At 61.1% G+C, this 17,677-nt stretch carries 15 protein-coding genes; 7 read left to right on the top strand and 8 right to left on the bottom strand.

What is annotated here, in order from left to right:
* Positions 1-29 precede the first annotated feature (29 nt).
* Positions 30-986: a sigma-70 family RNA polymerase sigma factor gene (locus NW846_RS07325; protein ID WP_011430106.1), complete on the top strand. Its 957-nt coding sequence runs from the start codon at positions 30-32 to the stop codon at positions 984-986.
* On the opposite strand, the gene gcvT is transcribed toward NW846_RS07325, so the two are convergent.
* Positions 970-2,106, bottom strand: coding sequence for a glycine cleavage system aminomethyltransferase GcvT (gene gcvT / locus NW846_RS07320; RefSeq protein WP_011430107.1), 1,137 nt, complete (start codon positions 2,104-2,106; stop codon positions 970-972). The genes NW846_RS07325 and gcvT overlap by 17 nt on opposite strands.
* 66 nt (positions 2,107-2,172) lie before the next feature.
* On the opposite strand from gcvT, the gene gloA reads away from it, so the two are divergent.
* The gene (gloA, locus tag NW846_RS07315; protein ID WP_011430108.1) at positions 2,173-2,607 is read left to right on the top strand and encodes a lactoylglutathione lyase; all 435 of its coding nucleotides are present in this window, start codon (positions 2,173-2,175) and stop codon (positions 2,605-2,607) included.
* A gap of 24 nt (positions 2,608-2,631) precedes the next feature.
* Here gloA and NW846_RS07310 read toward each other — a convergent pair whose 3' ends face one another.
* Positions 2,632-3,759, bottom strand: coding sequence for an energy transducer TonB (locus NW846_RS07310; protein ID WP_414346358.1), 1,128 nt, complete (start codon positions 3,757-3,759; stop codon positions 2,632-2,634).
* Positions 3,760-4,018: 259 nt separating this feature from the next.
* Here NW846_RS07310 and NW846_RS07305 point away from each other — a divergent pair, with 259 nt between their 5' ends.
* The 3 genes from NW846_RS07305 to NW846_RS07295 all read left to right on the top strand — a co-directional run bounded on the left by NW846_RS07305 (position 4,019) and on the right by NW846_RS07295 (position 6,953).
* The gene (locus tag NW846_RS07305; RefSeq protein WP_011430110.1) at positions 4,019-4,498 is read left to right on the top strand and encodes a VOC family protein; all 480 of its coding nucleotides are present in this window, start codon (positions 4,019-4,021) and stop codon (positions 4,496-4,498) included.
* A 17-nt stretch (positions 4,499-4,515) separates the two neighbouring features.
* Positions 4,516-5,376, top strand: a complete 861-nt coding sequence (locus NW846_RS07300) for a Tab2 family RNA-binding protein (protein ID WP_414346355.1) — start codon at positions 4,516-4,518, stop codon at positions 5,374-5,376.
* Between the two features lie 575 nt (positions 5,377-5,951).
* On the top strand, positions 5,952-6,953 hold the full coding sequence (locus NW846_RS07295; protein ID WP_011430112.1) for an o-succinylbenzoate synthase: 1,002 nt from the start codon (positions 5,952-5,954) through the stop codon (positions 6,951-6,953).
* Here the strand turns inward: NW846_RS07295 and prfB are convergent.
* Positions 6,950-8,078, bottom strand: a protein-coding gene (gene prfB / locus NW846_RS07290; RefSeq protein ID WP_143596961.1) for a peptide chain release factor 2 whose coding sequence is annotated in 2 segments (ribosomal slippage) — positions 6,950-8,005 and positions 8,007-8,078 — 1,128 coding nt in all. Because the reading frame shifts where the segments join, the coding sequence is not laid out codon by codon here. The genes NW846_RS07295 and prfB overlap by 4 nt on opposite strands.
* A gap of 255 nt (positions 8,079-8,333) precedes the next feature.
* On the opposite strand from prfB, the gene NW846_RS07285 reads away from it, so the two are divergent.
* Positions 8,334-8,744, top strand: a complete 411-nt coding sequence (locus NW846_RS07285; RefSeq protein WP_240527379.1) for a DUF4359 domain-containing protein — start codon at positions 8,334-8,336, stop codon at positions 8,742-8,744.
* Here NW846_RS07285 and NW846_RS07280 read toward each other — a convergent pair.
* Both NW846_RS07280 and NW846_RS07275 read right to left on the bottom strand, forming a co-directional pair.
* Complete coding sequence (locus NW846_RS07280; RefSeq protein ID WP_099812180.1) at positions 8,741-9,862, bottom strand: methyl-accepting chemotaxis protein; 1,122 nt, start codon at positions 9,860-9,862, stop codon at positions 8,741-8,743. The genes NW846_RS07285 and NW846_RS07280 overlap by 4 nt on opposite strands.
* Before the next feature lie 265 nt (positions 9,863-10,127).
* A complete protein-coding gene (locus tag NW846_RS07275; protein ID WP_414346352.1) occupies positions 10,128-11,348 on the bottom strand; it encodes an HD domain-containing phosphohydrolase in 1,221 nt (406 codons plus the stop codon).
* Positions 11,349-11,506: 158 nt separating this feature from the next.
* Here NW846_RS07275 and pth point away from each other — a divergent pair, with 158 nt between their 5' ends.
* A complete protein-coding gene (pth, locus tag NW846_RS07270; protein WP_414346349.1) occupies positions 11,507-12,184 on the top strand; it encodes an aminoacyl-tRNA hydrolase in 678 nt (225 codons plus the stop codon).
* Positions 12,185-12,228: 44 nt separating this feature from the next.
* On the opposite strand, the gene NW846_RS07265 is transcribed toward pth, so the two are convergent.
* The 3 genes from NW846_RS07265 to leuS form a co-directional block, all read right to left on the bottom strand.
* Positions 12,229-13,473 (bottom strand): AI-2E family transporter, encoded by a 1,245-nt coding sequence (locus NW846_RS07265; protein ID WP_414346346.1) that lies wholly within the window; start codon positions 13,471-13,473, stop codon positions 12,229-12,231.
* A 173-nt stretch (positions 13,474-13,646) separates the two neighbouring features.
* A complete protein-coding gene (locus tag NW846_RS07260) occupies positions 13,647-14,666 on the bottom strand; it encodes a hypothetical protein (protein ID WP_414346343.1) in 1,020 nt (339 codons plus the stop codon).
* A 298-nt stretch (positions 14,667-14,964) separates the two neighbouring features.
* Positions 14,965-17,586, bottom strand: coding sequence for a leucine--tRNA ligase (gene leuS / locus NW846_RS07255; protein ID WP_414346341.1), 2,622 nt, complete (start codon positions 17,584-17,586; stop codon positions 14,965-14,967).
* Positions 17,587-17,677: the final 91 nt, after the last annotated feature.

The following is a 17,677-nucleotide window of genomic DNA, read 5'->3' as shown; positions in this document are numbered from 1 at the left end:
GGGCATCAACTTATGGTGTGGGGTTTGATATGGCGGAGAATCTTGAGCTGCAAGACGCAGTGGGGCGTTTTTTAAAAATCATTGGGCGCTACTCGTTGCTCACCGCTGAGGAAGAACTGCATCTGGCCCACCAAGTGCAGCGGATGATGGCCCTTCTGGAGCAGCGGCGGCAGCACGAGTCGCTGGAGGATTGGAGCCGACGGCTGGGGATCCCTTTAGAGGAGCTGCAGCAGATCCTGCGGCAGGGGGAAGCGGCCAAAAAGCGCATGGTGGAATGCAACCTGCGCCTGGTGGTGTCGATTGCCAAGCGCTACCGCAACCGCGGCTTGCCGTTCCTGGATCTGATTCAAGAGGGCACCATTGGCCTCACCCGCGCCGTGGAAAAATTTGATCCCACGCGGGGGTACAAGTTCTCCACCTACGCCACCTGGTGGATCCGGCAGAGCGTGAACCGCGGCATCCAAAACAAAGGGCGCCTGATCCGGCTGCCCGCCCACATGTACGAGAAGGTCTCCCAGGTGAAGCGGCGCTACCGCGAGCTGTCCGCTGAGAAGGGATCCCGGCCTGCCGCAGAGGAAGTTTTCGATTCGCTGGATATTGGCGACAACTACCGCGAACTGATCACCCGCCACATGGCCGAGATCCGATCCCTTAATGTAGGGGTAGGCGACGAGGACGGCACCGAGCTGCAGCACTTTATCCCTGACGAGGACAACGATCCCATCGAACATCTGAATCGGGTTGCCCATTGCGAGGAAGTGCGCGCCCTGGTGAGCCAACTGAGCGAACGCGAGCAGCAGGTAATTGTGGCCCGCTATGGGCTGGATGGGTCGAAGGGCCTGACGTTGCGGGAGATTGGGGAGCACATCGGTCTTTCGCGGGAGCGAGTCCGGCAAATTGAGCGGCGGGCCCTGCGGAAATTGCGGCGGCTACAGCAGGAATACTCCACCCCCAAGGCCGGCAGACAGCTCAACTCCCCAAGCTAACTGGAGCCTGCCCTCTGTAGAACGGCTTCTTCACCACTTCAGCAGGACGGCGCTGGCCCCGAATCTCAATCTCTAGCCGGGATCCCACCTTAGCCCAAGTTGAATCCACATATCCCAGGCCGATGCCATAGCCCAAAGTGGGAGAATGGGTGCCGCTGGTTACCCGGCCGATCGGCTCAGGGGAGTTGGGAGCGTAGATGGCATAGCCGCGGCGGGGAATGGCTCGCTCCAACAGCCGAAACCCCACCAGACGGCGCGGGATCCCTTGCTGGCGTTGGCTTTCGAGGGCAGGCTTGCCGATGTAGTCCCCTGGATTGCTGACCAACCAGCCCAGGTCGGCTTCCAGGGGGGTGGTGCTCTCATCTATGTCTTGCCCGTAGAGACAGAAAGCGGCCTCCAGGCGCAGCGTATCGCGGCAGCCCAGTCCACAAGGCTGTACCCCCGCCTGCACCAGTTGCTCCCAGAGCCAAAGCCCGTCGGCAGGGCCGAGCAGGAGCTCAAAGCCATCCTCTCCGGTGTAGCCGGTGCGGGCCACAAAGACCCCTGCCCCTGAGGATCTCTCTTTTCGAGTCGCAAACTGCCCGTGTTGAAACCGGCGCAAAGCCCTCAGGGATCCCGCCAAAAAAGGCTGCAAAACCTCTTCGGCTGCCGGCCCCTGCACCGCCAGCAACACCTGAGACTCGGTGTGATCTTGAAGTTCCAGGCCGGGGATCCCCTGCTGATGGAGCCACTCCCAGTCCTTTTGGCGGGTGGCCGCGTTGACGATCAGGCTCCAGTGCTCCAGCTCGCCTTCTGGTGGGTGCCGGTAGAAGATGACATCGTCCACAATGCCCCCTAGGGGGTTTAGCAAAACCGTGTAGCGAGCGGATCCCACCGCCACAGCGCCCAGATCGCTGGGCACCAGACGGCTGAGGTGGGATCCCAGCTCCGGCCCCCAGAGGTCGAACTTGCCCATGTGGGAGATGTCGAAGACGCCTGCCCGCTCCCGCACCGCCCGATGCTCGGCCACCACCCCCTGATACTGCAGCGGCATTTCCCAGCCGGCAAAGGAGACAAACCGCGCCCCCAAGGCTTGGTGCAGGGGAAACAGGGGGGTGCGTTGCAGGGGAGTTGAGCTCATCCACGGATCTCTAGGAGTCAAGGACTAGAATAAACGCAACGTCGCCCATTTCTTGGAGCTCGTCCCATGCGTCTTCTCCACACCATGATCCGCGTTGGCAACCTAGAGCGCTCCTTGCAGTTCTACTGTGACGTTCTGGGGATGCACTTGCTCCGCAAAAAAGACTACCCCAGCGGGGAGTTCACGCTGGCCTACGTGGGCTATGGCGACGAATCGGAAACGGCGGTGCTCGAGCTAACCTACAACTGGGGTACCGACCACTACGAGCTGGGCAACGGCTACGGCCACATCGCCATCGGCGTCGAGGATATCTACAGCACCTGTGAGGCTATCAAAGCCCGCGGCGGCAAAGTGGTGCGCGAGCCCGGGCCCATGAAACACGGCAGCACCGTGATCGCCTTTGTCGAGGATCCCGATGGCTACAAAATCGAGCTGATCCAGATGGGATCCCTGCAGGAGCAGGGTGCCGCCCCCGAAAGAACAGCTGCCGCCTCTGCCTAAACTTGCCAGAAGCGGATCCCCCACCTAGTTGGCGGATCCCCCCACCGTCAACTGGCCCAAGACGTTGATGTCGAAGGTGAAGTTGATCGTCACCGAGTTGCCTTCATAGGCCTCAGGCAGGGGCAAAAAGGGCGCCGCCCGCTGAATTGCTGTCAGCGCTGCGTCGTCGGTTTGTTGGCTGCCGGAAGTGCGGGCCAGGCGAATGCTCTGCAGCTCGCCCCCCCGGCCCACTGTAAAGATCACCACTGTGCGGCGGGAGGTGCCGGTCTGGCCAGGGATCCAATTCTGCTCCACTTTGCGTTGCAGAGCTGCCAGCCAAGGGCCCCAGTCCACATTGGCCCGCGCCGCCACGCTGGGGGGGTTGGGAGCCGATTGGGTGGGGTTGGCCAAGCCGCTGGCTCCTCTGCCCTGGATCCCGGCCCCATCACTGGGAGCGGAAGCGCTGAGGGGCGGCCCCAACTGGGAAGCATCGGAGGGCCGCTCGGCAGGGAGAACCTCCGTCGGCGGTTGGGGAGCAGGCGCAACAGGCTGCAATTGGCTGGGATCCGAGTCCCGCTCCCTGGGCTGCACGGGTAGAGGCTCGGCAGTGGGGGGGCGGGTGGGAGCCGGCGGAGCAGGGGGAGCAGCCGCCACCGGTGGCGGAGTCTGGGTGGGAGTGGGTCGGGGAGCTGGGGTGGGCGGAGGCGGCGCTGCAGTCGGCGTTGCAGTGGGCCGAGGAGGAGCCGGAGGCGCAGTTGGCGTAGGGGGTGGGGTAGATCGAGGAGTGGCCAGAGCAACTTCCGCCGGAGCAGGGGGTGGAACAGGGGCAGGCGGCTGGGGTTGCGGCGGAGGAGGTGGGGGAGCCTCCTGGCGAGGAGCAGCCTGGGATTGGGGTGGACTGCCCTGAGAAGGGGGGGCTTCCGCCCGCTCGCCCCCATCGCGGGAATCCACTTCCGAAACCAGCTCTGCTTCTTCCGGCGGCTTGAGATCTTCTGGCTCTAGCAGGATAAACTCAATGGCCTCTTGTTCTTGCTGGCGAAGTGGCCAAAATCGACTCCAGTAGAGCAAGGCCAGCAGCGCCAGCACGTGCAGCAGCAAGGACAGCGCCACCATCCAAAAAAAGTCGCGCGCCTCTTCCTCGCGGCGGCGCTGTTCAACCCAGATGCTGGTCATGACCAAGCTTGCCCCTTCTTACAAACCTCTCAACACACCGAGTTCTCTTGCTGCAGACTCGGCCAAAGGACTCCGTCTCGCTGACGCGAGAGTGCTCCGCACTGCTGGCGCAAGCAGATTACACGCTAGCTAGTGTTATAGCATCCGAGCGGTTGGGCTTCCTGCGCAAAGGCGTACAGTCGGCATTCCACCTGGCAGCAGCCGTTCTAAAATCGCCTACCTTGATAAAGAGCGGGGATCCCGATTTGCAGGAGAGCCCATGGAACCCATCTGCTTTCATCTGGCCTTTCCGGTTGCCGATCTTGCCTTGGCCAAGGCCTACTACGGCGAGGGCTTGGGCTGCGAGGTCGGTCGAGAAACCCCTGCCGCCGTCATCTTGAACCTGTATGGCCATCAACTGGTGGCCCACCTCACCCAGGAAAAGCTGACGCCCCAGCGGGGCATCTACCCCCGCCACTTTGGCCTGATCTTCCCTGCCCAGGCAGATTGGCAGGCGCTGGCCGAGCGGGCCCGCACGCGGGGATTGCTTTTCTATCAGGAGCCACGCTGGCGCTTTGTCGGCACCCCCCTGGAGCACGGCACCTTCTTTTTGCAGGATCCCTTCTACAACCTGCTGGAGTTTAAGTACTACCGCTACCCTGCCGCCATTTTTGGAGAGCGGGAATGGGCTTTGGTCGGGGATACTGCTTTCCATCCCTCAGGCCAACAGCTTCCGGATCGCTCTCCCAGCAGTGCGTAGCAAACGGGAGGAACACCTTGGCCACTCAACCCCTACACTCTAGCCCTGGGCGCGGCCCCATTTGGCAGATGGATTTCAACGCCGTCCCACTGCGGGATGGGCAGGGGCGGCGGGTTTGGGAGCTGCTGGTCTGCGATGCCAGCGGCCAGTTGCGCCAGGCCAAGTACTGCAGCAACCAAGAGGTCAATAGCAGCTGGGTAGCCCAACAGTTGCGCGGCTATCTGGAGGCAGCCCCCCAGCCGCCTGCAGCCATTCGCGTCTTCCGAGCCCGCATGAGCTCCATCTTGCAGCGGGCCTGCAACGCCGCCGGGATCCCCATGCTGCCCAGCCGTCGGGTCTATGCCCTCAAGGCCTGGATGCGAGAGCGGGCAGAGCAGGTTTACCCCCAAGAAACCCAGTTCACCTACAGCCCTGAGCCCCCTGTAGAGCCGGAGCCGCCGGATCCCATCCCCCTGCCGGATAAGTTGCAGGGGGAGCGCTGGGCGTTCGTGACGCTGCGGGCCAGGGATCTGCGGGAAGCCGAGACCTGGCCAATGGAATTCGGCGAGCTGTTCCCGGTGAACTGGGAGGCCTGGGCGCCGGACACGATCATTCCCGGCTTGGTGATTGCCTCGCGGCGGGCTTTGCCCATAGCAGCTTGGCTGAGCGGTATGGAGCCTGCTTATTTGCATGTTGCCGAGGGACGGCTGCTGTTCGAGGCTGGCCTCAACGATTGCTATCTGTTTGCGCAATTAAAAAAAGATGAAAAGCTGCGGGCGGAGGCAGAAGGCTTTGCCCAGCGACAACGCCAAGCCCAAGGGATCCATTTCCTTGCCATCCAGAGCGATTTCCGGGCCCAGTCCTTCGCCGGCTTTTGGCTGATGCAGTACCCTCTCTAGAACAGTTGTCGGCCTGTCTGCCCCGCCACTCGCTCCGCCCCAGTTGCCTGGGCAGCCAGCAAACCCTTGCGTGAATCCTCAGGCTAGCTATGTTTGCGAGGCAACACAAAAATGGTATCAACGCCTCTGCGAGCGCCTCGCCAAAACCCGCAAAGGCTGATTCTTTCGTTGACCCGCTCGATGCCTTGCGCCACAAGGCTTTCAGGCCTCTCACCCCCCCTCTTCGGGGCCCTTTTTTGCCACCTTCGACCGACCCCCTCGCAAATAGGCCTTGCATTCCTTGCCCTGCTTGGGTTTAATAGGGGTAGAGTTCCCCCTTCGGGGGGATCCCTAGAAATTGGAAACCATCTTCTATGGGATTCCAGGAAAAGTCCACTATGAGCAAGTTCCCCCTTCGGGGGGATCCCTAGAAATTGGAAACGCCCAGGGAGTTTAAGAACTCCCGGGCTTGCTTTAGCCACGCGTCCTCAAGTTCCCCCTTCCGGGGGATCCCTAGATAGGGTGTAGGTTGGCCAAGTAAGCGGCTCCCCCTTCCTTGGGGGGAAACTAGCAGCGGGGATCCCCAGGTGTTGAACATGCGCTTTGCGTTTTGCCGATACCGGCGGCCTTTCCGCCAGCCCTTGCGCACGCGCTACGGCCTGTGGTCTATCCGCGAAGGGATCCTGGTTCGGCTGACGGACGCGGAGACGGGAGGTCAGGGCTATGGGGAGATTGCCCCCATCCCCTGGTTGGGCAGCGAGACCGTAGAGGAAGCGCTGGCATTTTGTCAGCAGTTACCCCCTGAGCTGTCGGAAGCAGAGATCGAGAAGATCCCGGCAACCTTGCCCGCCACGCGCTTTGGGCTGGAATGCGCCTGGCTGGCCTGTCGGGATCCCGGCTGGCTGGCAAGGGATCTCTCCGGGCTTTCCTGGTGTGGGCTTTTTGGGAAAACCCCACCCTCAGGTTCCTACCCCGCCTACAAGGTCAAGGTGGGGGTGGAGCCTCTCGAGCAGGAGGTGAAAAAGCTTGAAAGCTGGCTGGAGCAGTTGCCCGCAGGATCCTGCTTGCGCCTGGATGCCAATGGGGGGCTGAGTCTGGAAGGGGCGCGGCGCTGGCTGGCCCTCTGTGACCGGATCAACCAAGAGTGGCCAGGCAAGATTGAGTTTTTCGAGCAGCCCTTGCCACCAGCGCAGCACGCCGATCTAAGCCGGCTGAGCTGGGAGTTTCAGACTCCCATTGCCTTGGATGAGTCCGTGGTTGGGCTGGAGCAGTTGCAAGCTGTCCACCAAGCCGGCTGGAAAGGGATCCTGGTGGTCAAGCCCTCCTTGGTTGGCTCCTGCCTTGCCCTTAGGGACTACCTCAGGCAACACCCTAGCCTAGATTTGGCCTTCTCCTCCGCCCTGGAAACGCCCATCGGCGCTTGGCATGGCCTAGTTTGGGCGGGATCCCTGCAGGCAAAAACAGCCCATCCCAGAGCCTTGGGATGGGGGGTGGGGGAGTTTTTCCAGGAAGGGGATCCCCTCACCCTGATCACGCTCTCAGCCCAGGAGCGGGCAGCCCTGATGCAGGCGGTGTGGGAGCGCCACAGCCAGCCCTAGACGGCGGCGGCTTGCTTGGCCCGTTCCTGCCGCAGGTAGGCCTGGATAAAGTGCATCAGCTCCTCCGGTTCGCCATTCATAAACGCCTCGACATTGTAGGTTTCGGCGTTGGTGCGGTGGTCTTTGATCAACTTGTAGGGATCGAAAGTGTAGGTGCGAATCCGACCCCCAAAGCCCTGGGTCACCATCTCACCCCGGATCTCGGCCAGCTTTTGCCGGCGCTTTTCTTCCTCAAGCTCGATCAGCTTCGCCTTCAGGATCTGGATGGCCCGCTCCTTGTTTTGCAGTTGGGAGCGCTCTTCGGTGCAGCGCACGGCAATGCCGGTGGGCTTGTGGATAACCCGCACCGCCGTTTCCACCTTGTTGACGTTTTGGCCCCCTGCCCCGCCGGAACGAGAAGTCTCGAACTCCAGATCCTCCATCCTCAGCTCGAACTCATTGTCCTCCTCCAGGATAGGCATGACCTCAACGCCGGCAAAGCTGGTCTGGCGCTTGCCGTTGGCGTTAAAGGGGCTGATGCGCTCCATGCGGTGGTTGCCCTTCTCGGCGGAAAGATACCCGTAGGCATAGGGGCCTTCAATCAGCAGGGTGGCCGACTTGATGCCGGCCTCTGCCCCTTGCGAGTATTCCGAAAGCGTGACCTTGTAGCCCTGGTTTTCCGCCCAGCGGGTGTACATCTTCAGGAGCATCTCCGCCCAGTCTTGGGCATCGGTTCCCCCCGCGCCAGCGGTGATGGTGAGGATGGCGCCGTTTTTGTCGTAGGGGCCCGAAAGCAGTTGCCGCAGCTCCCATTGGCCGAGCTCCCGCTCCACCGCCGCCAGGGATCCGGACACTTCGGCCAACAGCTCCGGGTCCGGGTCTTCTTGCAGCAGCTCCAAGGCGCTGGCAGCATCCTCTAGGCGATCCTTCCAGCGGTGGATTTGATCCCAGGAGGCCTTGAGGCTGTTGAGCTGTTGCAGGTGGCGGCGGGCCGCCTCGGCATCGTTCCAAAACTGCGGCTGCGCTGCTTCCTGCTCCAAAATGGCGATCTGCTGCTCCAGGTGGGGCAGGTCAAAGATAGTCCTGAGCACTGCTCAGGCGCGAGGTGAGCGATTCTAGGGTGCGTCTCAGATCGGCCAGTTCCATAGAGAGCATCAAGAGAGAGCATCAAGCTGCGCTTCGGCTCTCATCCTAGCCTGTAGGCTGGCAATTCAACCAAGGGATCCAGCTCTTTTGCAGGTTTGCTGCAACACTGTGAACCGCATTCCTGGCCAATTGGGTGATCCCGCGCCGGCTCTAGGACGCGACAGAGCGGCCTTGGGCGATGGCTTTTGCCGAAGGATCCCTGTCGGAGCACCTCAAGCCCGTAGCAGAATGGAAAATCTTGTTTCGGAGGCCGCTATGCTGAGGGTCTTTTCCTTGCTTTCCGGACTGGTTCTGGCTGGGGGGGTGGCTGCTTTGGCCATCACCAATCCCACCCCGGAAGAGTACGGAGCCTACGCAGGAGACCAATTGGCTGCCTATGCTACACGGGAATACTGCGCCCAGATCCCAGCTTTTTTGCCCACCCTCATTGAGGAATGTCACGCCCTTGTGCAACAGCTGCAACCAGAGCTGGTGGAGCTGTTTCTGCGCCAGACCCGCCGGCAAAACTTCATCCTCTTCAGCCTCTACAGCACCGATTTGTCGTTGCTTAACTTTGGCCCGCTGGGGATCTCCCTGCCCACCTACCACTTTGAAACCTTGGCCGTGGCAGGGCAATTCTATACCTATGAGATCCGCGAGGGCAAAACCACTCCCCAAAAGGGCTAAACCTGGGCCTGCTCCAACAGCGCTTGCAATTCCTCCAGGGCTGCCTGGGCCGACTGCGCCTGCTGGTAAAGGGATTGCACCATCTCGGCGCTGGCCTGAGCCGATTGCAGGGTGGATTGGCTTTGGCGTTGGATGCGCTCTGCCAAGCCGCGGATGCGGTTGCTGGCTTCGGTGGTGCGCCCCGCCAATTTGCGGATCTCCTGGGCAATGGCACCAAAACCGCCGCCCCCACCCCTGCGGTTGGCCTCCACAGCCGCATTAAAGGAGAGCAGGCGAATATAGCCTGCCACCTCTACGATCAAGTCAACGATGGTGTTGATTTCTTTGAGCTCGCGGGAGAGCTCCCGGTTGCTGTCGGCAATGTCCTGAAATAGGCGGCGCACCGCCTCTACCCCGGCAAAGGTGGCGGCAAAGGTGGATTTGCCCTTTTCCGAGAGCACCGAGCTGATCTCGATGATGCGGGCGTTGAGGCGGGCCAGCTCTTCCGAGCGCTGCTGGGCTTGGCGCCGCTCCCGATCCAAAGCCAGGTTTTGGCTGAGGATCTCGGCTTTTTGCCGCTCCAGATCGCGGGCATACTGAAGGCTGCGGTTTTTTTCCTGCTCCAGCTCGGCCAAGAGCCGTTTCATCTCCTCCTGCTGTTCCCGCAGCCTCTGCTGCGTGGCCAAGTATACCTGGGACTGGGCCACCAACAGCACCGGCACATCCAAAAGGCGGTAGTCTTGCGGGCCAATTTGCACCACCACCGGGTCGTAGATGGTTTCTTGGGGCCGCTGGAAGGCCTGGCTGGCCGCTTGCAACACATCGCAGTCGCCGGACAGAAGGAGAAAACCCCGGCCATGGAACTCCACCATCGAGCTGATGGGCCGCTTCAAAAACACGTCTAGGCCGTAGGGCTTGCTCAGCATCCACTCCAAAATGGCGCGCCGGGTCAGCATCCCCTGCACTTGTGACCGCTCATCCAACACGATCACCCCCGAAAGGCTGCTGTCATCCTCTAGGCGGCGCACCACGTTCTCGCAAGGGGTGGACTCGCTCACCTGAAAGTCCACCAGGGCCAGATCGCGCAGCTTGGTGTGGATCGAGAGGGTGGGAGTGGGCGGATTGGTCAGGGTAGCCATCACAGGGATCCTCGGCGCAGCTTGGGTCGAGACAGGTAGCCAGTAGATGTGCTATGTATTGGGAAACACACAAAAGTGGCTCTGGTCGGCTTGCCAGGAGACTACTGCCGACTGCATTTAGTTTGCCTTGGGATCTCGTTCCCTGGCTACGGTCGCAGGCTGGGGATCGGTTGAAAAAAAAGACAAAGGCGGGTTTTTCCCGTTGCCGAGTGGGGATCCCGGCAAGAGGGGATACTCCAAATCCGCGATTTGGCCGGCTCTGAGCTCAGCGAGGCTCTTGGTAGCGGTGGTAGATCTCTAGAATTTCGCCGCGGCCACGGGTAAAAGCGGCCACTACGTGGGGATCGAAGTGGCTACCGCTTTGGCTCTCCACAAAGCCAAAGATCTCGTCTAGGTTCCAAGCTTCTTTGTAGGGGCGGCGGCTGGCCAAAGCGTCGAAGACATCGGCCAAAGCCACGATCCGCCCTTCCAGCGGGATCTCTTCTCCCTTAAGGCCCCGCGGGTAGCCGCTGCCATCGAACTTCTCGTGGTGGGTGAGGGCAATGATGGCGCTTTTTTTCATCAGCTCCGAGTTGGATTGGCTGAGGATCTCGTAGCCAATCTCGGGGTGGCGGTTCATAATCAGGCGCTCTTCGGGGGTGAGGGGGCCTGGCTTTTGCAAGATGGCATCCGGGATCCCGATTTTGCCCACATCGTGCAGGGGGCTGGCGTAGAAAATCAGCTCCTGTTCATGGCTGGAGAGGCCCAACTCTTTGGCGAGAATGCGGGAATAATGGCTCATCCGCTTGAGGTGAAAGGCGGTGTCTTGATCCCGGTATTCGGCAGCCTGGGCCAGACAGAAAATCGTTTCCAGGTGAGCAGCTTTCAGCTCTTCCCGCAAGCGCACATTTTGATAGGCAACCGCCGCCTGGGAAGCCAGGGCTTCGGCCACTTGGACTTCCAGCTCAGAAAACGGCTGGCTCCAGTCAGCCACCTGGTCGGGCGCCAGGTCAGCAGGGCGATCCGGCCTGAGGCGGTTCAACAGTTGCAGGGCACCGAGGATGTTTCCTGAGGGATCCCGCAGCGGCACAGTGAGCAGGGAGCGGGTGCGATATCCGGTCTGCCGATCCACCTGGGGGTTAAAAGCGTAGGGCAGGTCGGGGGGCAGTTGATAAACGTCCGGCAGATTCAAGCTCTCCCCGGTGAGCACCACATAGCCCACAATGCTAGAAGGAGTAAGGGGCAGGTGCAGATCCTGCAGTTCCTCGTTGCGCTTGACTACAAAAAAGCGCAACTCCTCCCCTTCGCGGATGAACAGGCTGGCGCCATCGCAACCCGTCAGCTCGCGGGCTTGGGCAACAATCAGTTCCAGCAGGCGCCTTAAATCCGTTTCCGAAGAAAGGGCGATCCCCACTTGGATCAGCCGCTGACTCAAGCGCAAGGCAGCAACGGCCTCGAATTCAGCTTCGCCAAGACAGAGATCGAAGGCAGCAGGCCCATGGGACATAACCTGTCCTCCACCGGGTTACGAGTGTTCTCAGAAGCGTTCCCAATGGAGCGATGTCAGAGCTCTAGCAGGGATCCTGCCGCTGCTCCGATGAGGCTAGGGCCGCCTATCCAAAGGAACTCTGCTACTCTACTTTACCTAGGGAGGCAAGAGACGCTGTGACCCAGGTCAAGACCCAGCAGCCAGATGAGGTTGCCCTCCAGCTCATCGTTGGCCTAGGCAATCCTGGCCCGCAGTATGCCAACACCCGGCACAACTGCGGCTTTATGGTGGTGGATCAGTTGGCAGAGCGCTGGGGGATCCCATTAGCTCTGGAAAAGCGGTTCCAAGGCAGCTACGGAGAAGGTTTTGCCCTGGGGGGCAAGCGGCGCCTGCTCAAGCCGGAGACCTACATGAATCGCTCTGGCGAGGCGGTGCGGGCGGTGTTGGATTGGTACAAGTTGGATCCTGCCTCGGTTCTGGTGGTGTACGACGATATGGACTTGCCCCTGGGTCGCCTGCGGCTGCGGGGATCTGGCTCCGCCGGCGGACATAACGGCATGAAGTCTGTCATTGAGCACTTGGGCAGCGAAGCCTTCCCCCGCTTGCGCCTGGGCGTGGGCAAGCCCAAAGGCCACCAAGACAGGGTTGGGCATGTTTTGGGGAGCTTTGAACCCGCTGAGCAGGCAGTGCTGGACCGGGTTCTAAGGGCGGCAGTGGCAGCGGTGGAGTGTTGCTTGCAAGAAGGATTGAAGACGGCCATGAACCGCTTCAACCCTTTGGATTTCTCTGGGCCAGATCGGCAAGATCAGCCAGCTCCTCTCAACCCAGCCAAGACTGCGCCCGGAGAAAGCTGATGCCGGGATCCCGCCCCGCTGTCTGACTAAGCAAAGTCGCCTCATCAAGGACTGCGTCCGGCCACGCGATCTTCCACCCGCGGCAATTCCTCAGAACCGCCTGGCCGCGTCAGGGAGTCGGCTTCCCCAGTGGCAGGAGAGGGCAAGGATCCCTCCAGGTTGCTACCGATCCCTCGCCAAGCCAGAGAACCGGAGGCTTCGGCGGCCTGAGCGCACAGCTTGGCGCGCAGCTCTGCCTCCTGCTTGGGCTTGAGATAAAGGTTCTCCAGCAGCACCGCCATACCGGCTACCCAGGGGGGCGCGATCACCGCCCCAACAATGCCCAACAACTGAGTGCCCCCCAGCACCGCCAGCAATTGATACAAGGGCTTCACCCGCACCGAGGATCCCACCAACAAGGGATCCAACACATAGGTTTCCAGGTTTTGCACGGCAACGTACAGGATCAGCACCCACAAAAAAGTCCAGCCCCCTTGGACGATGGCCACCACCAAAGCCGGCAGGGATCCCAAGACTGGGCCGATAAAGGGAATCAGATTGGTAAACCCGGCGATTACCCCCAGCGCCAGCGCAAACTCCGACAGGCCCAAAAAGCGGAGCGAGACGGCAATCATCACCCCCAAAATGGCCGAGACCAAGACCCGCCCCTGGATGTAGCCCCCCATACGTTGCGCCATCGGTTGCACCTGCTGGGCCAACCGCTCATTCCAGGGGTAGGGGAACAGCTCCACCAGGCCCTGCACTAGGTCAGAGCCGCTCACCAGCATATAACCGGAAATGAAGAGGGTCAGCACTACGGTCAACAGGCCGCCCAGCAGACCGCGGGTGAAATCGAAGGACTGCACCAGCAACTGTTGTCCTGAGCGAACTGCCCAGTTCATCAGCGACTGCGGATCTAGCAACTGGTTCAAGTAGTCCAGCGCCGTCGGATCCACCCCTGCCAGATCGGCAATCCAGGTGTCTGCTAACAGTTGGAGCCGCTCCAGGTAAGAGGGCAACCTTGCCAGCAGCCGCTGGGTCTGGGTCACCACCGTCGGACCCATGAGCAGAGCCAAGCCGGCAATCCCGGCAATGAAACTCAGATAAACCACCACCACCCCCAGCCAACGGGGGATCCGCATCCGCTCCGCCAGATCCACCAGGGGAGCCAGCGCCGCCGCCACCACCACCGCGATCATCACAGTTACCACCAGGTTGCGCAGTTGCCACAGCAACAGCAGCAGCATCCCTGTGGCCACTACCAGGGCTATGGAGGAGACGGAGAGGGTCAGCTGTCTTCGGCTCATCATCTGGCTGGGCTCTCTTCAAGGGGGGCGTTTCAGTCCCCCGGGGTAACAGACGGCTCTACCATCCTCTTAGCCGAACTTGCCAAACGCCCCTTGCCCAAAGACGCCAAACCCGCAACCTCTCTACTCAATAGCCCAGACAAAGATCCGCAGCAGAAAACCAGCTAGCAGTGGAGTTACCGCAACAGTTCCATCCGTACTGCTTCTACATATTCCAGCAGCTCTGGGGATCCTCTGCCTGCAGCCTGCCACAGCGTCAAAGCACGGCCCAGATCGGCAGCGGCACCGGCCCTATCCTCTCCCTGATAGGCGCGTGCCATGCCGCGGTGGTAGTAGCCCTCGGCTTGCTGCGGCTGCACCTCGATAGCTCGGCTGAAATCCTGAACGGCCAAGTTGAAGTCGCAAATGCTGGCCCACATCAGGCCGCGATGGACATAAGCATCGAAAAGATCGGCAGAGCTTTGGTTTTGCTTGGCCAGCTCGATGGCCAGGTGCGACACATCAAACGCCGATTCCAGATGTCCCTGTTCGGCCCAGATGCGAGAGCGCAACAAGTGGAGTTGGGGGTTGCGATAGGCAATGCGATCCAGAGGGGACAAAGTTGCCAAAGCCTGCTGCAGCTCCCCAAAATACTCGTGTTGTATTCTGGCCTTGAGCAAGTAAGCTTCAGGCAAATAGGGATCCAAAGCAATGGCAATGTCCAGATCCTGTAGCGCTCTGCGCATCAGGTGATCAACGACAGCCGCCTGCTCCGGCTCGGGCAAGGCCAGGGGATCGCTCTGCAACCGATCCCAGAAGTATTGAGCCCGCTGCAGATAGAGCTGCGCGTTCCCCGGCTCTTGTTCCAGAAACTGAGCTAGCCGCGCCAGATAGACGCGATCCAAGTGAAAACGCTCGCCAGCCTGGGTGGAAAGAGGGATCCCCCGCTGCGCCAGCAACTGATGCGCCTGAGAGTGCTGCTCAAGCTGCCGTACTTGGGCTTGCAGTTGGGCTTGTTGCCTGAGCAGGAGCTCAGGATCGGGTTCATCGGCAAATGCCGTCACTTGAACACTCTGCGCTGGCGCCGAGGCAACTTCAGGGACAGCGCCCCGTCCCTTGCGCAGGGAAGCCAACCAGCCGCATTCGCCGCTCAAACACAGCCAAGACAGCAAACCCAAAAGCGCCGATCCGGACAACAAAAGACTGGGCCTCAGCATGGATCCCACCCCACGAAATAGCTTGAAAAAAGAGTTGCCTCTAAGCTAGTTCGCCACAGCCGCAGTGTCCAGACTTTCGGCAATGCCCGTCCTGCGCCACCACTCGGAAACTCCCCCCAGGGGATCCTGCCGCCGGCCAGATCGACCAACTCCACGCGACGATTCTTTGCTGGCTACAGGAGCTGAGAGCCCCACACGGGATCCATGAGGCAACTGGGGCAGAGGAAGAGACAAAAGCCTTGCCGTCAGGTAAGCGGGGCAACCCCACCCGTCCATACAGTGGGGTAGTTTATGAGAGTTAGACAACCAGGTTAACCAGCTTCTTCGGCACCACAATGACCCTCTTCGGCGTCATCCCTTGCAGATACCTCTGCGCCGCCTCCGATTGCAGAGCCAGCCGCTCCTGCTCCTGGGGCGTGACATCGGCAGGGGCTTCAAAGGAGCCGCGCAGCTTGCCGTTGACCTGCACCACAATCGTTACCGTATCGGCCACTAGGGCCGCCGGGTCATAGGTAGGCCAAGCCTGGCGATGCACTGAGTCGGTGCCGCCCAGGGCCTGCCACAGCTCCTCAGCCATGTGGGGGGCAAAGGGGGCTAGGAGCAAGACCAAGGTGCGGATCCCTTCCGCATAGACTGGCGAGTCCGGGATCTCGGCTTCAGCCAGGGCGTTGCTCAGCTTCATCAGCCCAGCAATGGCAGTGTTGAACTGGTACTCCTCCAAGTCCTCGCTGACTTCTTTGATGGCCGTGTGCACGGCGCGGCGCAGATCCCTTTCCGCTTTGGTCAGGGATCCTGCTTCAACCTTGGCCTGCAGCAGCTCGGCGGCTTTGCCCTGCAAGGACTCCGTCCCGCTACCGCGAACAACAAACTCGTACACCTGCCGCCAGACGCGGTTGAGAAAGCGAAACTGCCCTTCCACATCGGCATCGTCCCACTCCAAGTCCTTTTCCGGCGGCGCCTTGAAGAGGATGAACATGCGGGCTGTGTCTGCCCCGTAGTTGGCCAGCACCTCTTCCGGATCCACGCCGTTGCCCTTGGACTTGGACATAGTTGCGTAGATAACCTGCAGGGGCTCGCCGGTTTCCGGATCCCGCGGGTCGTTGGGATCCTTGACCAATGCAGTAGGGATCCAGCGATCCTTGCCGGACTTGTTGGGGTTGTAGTAAGTGCGCGCCTGCACCATCCCCTGGGTGAGCAGGCGGGAGAAGGGCTCATCGAAATTCAGCAACCCCAGATCCCGCAGCACTTTGGTGAAAAAGCGGGCGTAGAGCAGGTGCAAGATAGCGTGCTCGATGCCACCCACGTACTGATCCACCGGCAGCCAGGCGTTGACCAGATCCTTGCGGAAGATCTCGCGGTCGTTGCGGGGATCGCTAAAGCGCAGGAAATACCAGGACGAGCAGATGAAGGTGTCCATGGTGTCCGTTTCCCGGCGGGCCTCCGCACCACAGGTGGGGCATTTCACCTTCACCCACTCCTCCAGTTGGGCTAATGGGGATCCGCCTCGCCCCGTCAGCTCTACATCTTCTGGCAAGAGCACTGGCAGATCTTCTTCCGGCACCGGCACAATGCCGCAATGGGGGCAGTGGATGACCGGGATGGGGCAGCCCCAGTAGCGCTGTCGCGAGATGAGCCAATCCCGCAGGCGGTAGTTGACCTGCCGTTCTCCCAGCCCCTGCTCTTCTAGCCAGGCGATGGCCCTTTCTACACTTTGCCCCGGGCCTTTGCCCACCGGGATTCCGTTCAAGGGGCCGGAGTTTATCAACACCCCCTCCCCTGTCCAGGCCGCCTGCAGATCTTCAGCAGTCTCCACCCCACCCTGAGGCGGCTGCACCACCAGCTTGATGGGCAGGCCAAACTTGCGGGCAAACTCAAAGTCCCGCTGGTCGTGGGCCGGCACGGCCATGATGGCTCCTGTGCCATAGCCCATCAACACGTAGTCGGCAATCCAAATGGGGATGCGCTCTTGGTTGACGGGGTTGATGGCGTAGGATCCCGTCCAGACGCCCGTCTTTTCCCGATCCTCAGCGCTGCGCTCGATCTCGCTGCGGGCAGCGGCCTCGGCCCGGTAGGCTGTGACGGCAGCCTGCTGCTTGGGGGTGGTGAGCTTCTCCACCAAAGGATGCTCCGGCGCCAGCACCATGAAGGTGGCTCCCCAGAGGGTATCAGGCCGGGTGGTAAACACCGGCAGCTCTTCCCCTGTTTCGGTTTTGAAGAGAACTCTAGCCCCTACCGACTGGCCAATCCAGTTCTCCTGCATGGTGAGCACCCGCTCCGGCCAGCCGGAGAGCTTCTCCAGGTCAGCCAGCAGTTGGTCGGCATAGGCCGTGATCTTGAGAAACCACTGCTTGAGGAGGCGCTTTTCCACCAGAGCTCCCGATCTCCAGGAGCGCCCTTCCGCATCTACCTGCTCGTTGGCCAAGACGGTCTGGTCCACCGGATCCCAGTTCACCGGCGCCTCCTTCTGGTAGGCCAGGCCCGCTTTGAAAAACTGCAGGAAGAGCCACTGCGTCCACTTGTAGTAGTCGGGGGCGCAAGTGGTGATCTCCCGCTCCCAGTCGTAGGAAAGCCCCAGCCGCTGCAGTTGATCCCGCATTTGGGCAATGTTCTGGTAAGTCCACTTGGCCGGCGGGATCCCCCGATCGATGGCGGCGTTCTCTGCCGGCAAGCCAAAAGCGTCCCACCCCATGGGGTGCAGCACCGCGTACCCCTGCATCCGCTTGTGGCGGGCAATCACATCCGTGATGGTGTAATTGCGCACATGCCCCATGTGCAGGCTGCCACTGGGGTAGGGGAACATCGACAGGGCATAAAACTTGCGGCTTTCCGCCGTCAGCTCCGGCGTGCGATCCAACCCGAGTTCACGCCAGTGGGCCTGCCACTTGCTTTCGATGGCCGGAGGATTGTAGCGCGCGTCCACAGTCTAGGGCTCCTGGGGAGAACAGCTCTCGGCTTCAGGTGGGCTAAGATACCAGCATTTTGGCATGTTTTGCGGATCCCCGGCGCCGACG

This window comes from Synechococcus sp. W60.3 (genome assembly GCF_047502615.1).
Taxonomy (GTDB): Bacteria; Cyanobacteriota; Cyanobacteriia; order Thermostichales; family Thermostichaceae; genus Thermostichus.
The sequence above is the reverse complement of the archived record's forward strand: the minus strand, read 5'-3'. Positions and strand labels throughout refer to the sequence as shown.

What these genes read in the sequence shown, in the direction of transcription:
- NW846_RS07295 (WP_011430112.1), top strand. Translation starts at nt 5,952, where the DNA reads ATGCGCTTTGCGTTTTGCCGATACCGGCGGCCTTTCCGCCAGCCCTTG.
- NW846_RS07285 (WP_240527379.1), top strand. Translation starts at nt 8,334, where the DNA reads ATGCTGAGGGTCTTTTCCTTGCTTTCCGGACTGGTTCTGGCTGGGGGG.
- gloA (WP_011430108.1), top strand. Translation starts at nt 2,173, where the DNA reads ATGCGTCTTCTCCACACCATGATCCGCGTTGGCAACCTAGAGCGCTCC.
- NW846_RS07305 (WP_011430110.1), top strand. Translation starts at nt 4,019, where the DNA reads ATGGAACCCATCTGCTTTCATCTGGCCTTTCCGGTTGCCGATCTTGCC.
- NW846_RS07310 (WP_414346358.1), bottom strand. Translation starts at nt 3,759, where the DNA reads ATGACCAGCATCTGGGTTGAACAGCGCCGCCGCGAGGAAGAGGCGCGC.
- NW846_RS07265 (WP_414346346.1), bottom strand. Translation starts at nt 13,473, where the DNA reads ATGATGAGCCGAAGACAGCTGACCCTCTCCGTCTCCTCCATAGCCCTG.
- gcvT (WP_011430107.1), bottom strand. Translation starts at nt 2,106, where the DNA reads ATGAGCTCAACTCCCCTGCAACGCACCCCCCTGTTTCCCCTGCACCAA.
- NW846_RS07260 (WP_414346343.1), bottom strand. Translation starts at nt 14,666, where the DNA reads ATGCTGAGGCCCAGTCTTTTGTTGTCCGGATCGGCGCTTTTGGGTTTG.
- NW846_RS07325 (WP_011430106.1), top strand. Translation starts at nt 30, where the DNA reads ATGGCGGAGAATCTTGAGCTGCAAGACGCAGTGGGGCGTTTTTTAAAA.
- NW846_RS07280 (WP_099812180.1), bottom strand. Translation starts at nt 9,862, where the DNA reads ATGGCTACCCTGACCAATCCGCCCACTCCCACCCTCTCGATCCACACC.
- NW846_RS07275 (WP_414346352.1), bottom strand. Translation starts at nt 11,348, where the DNA reads ATGTCCCATGGGCCTGCTGCCTTCGATCTCTGTCTTGGCGAAGCTGAA.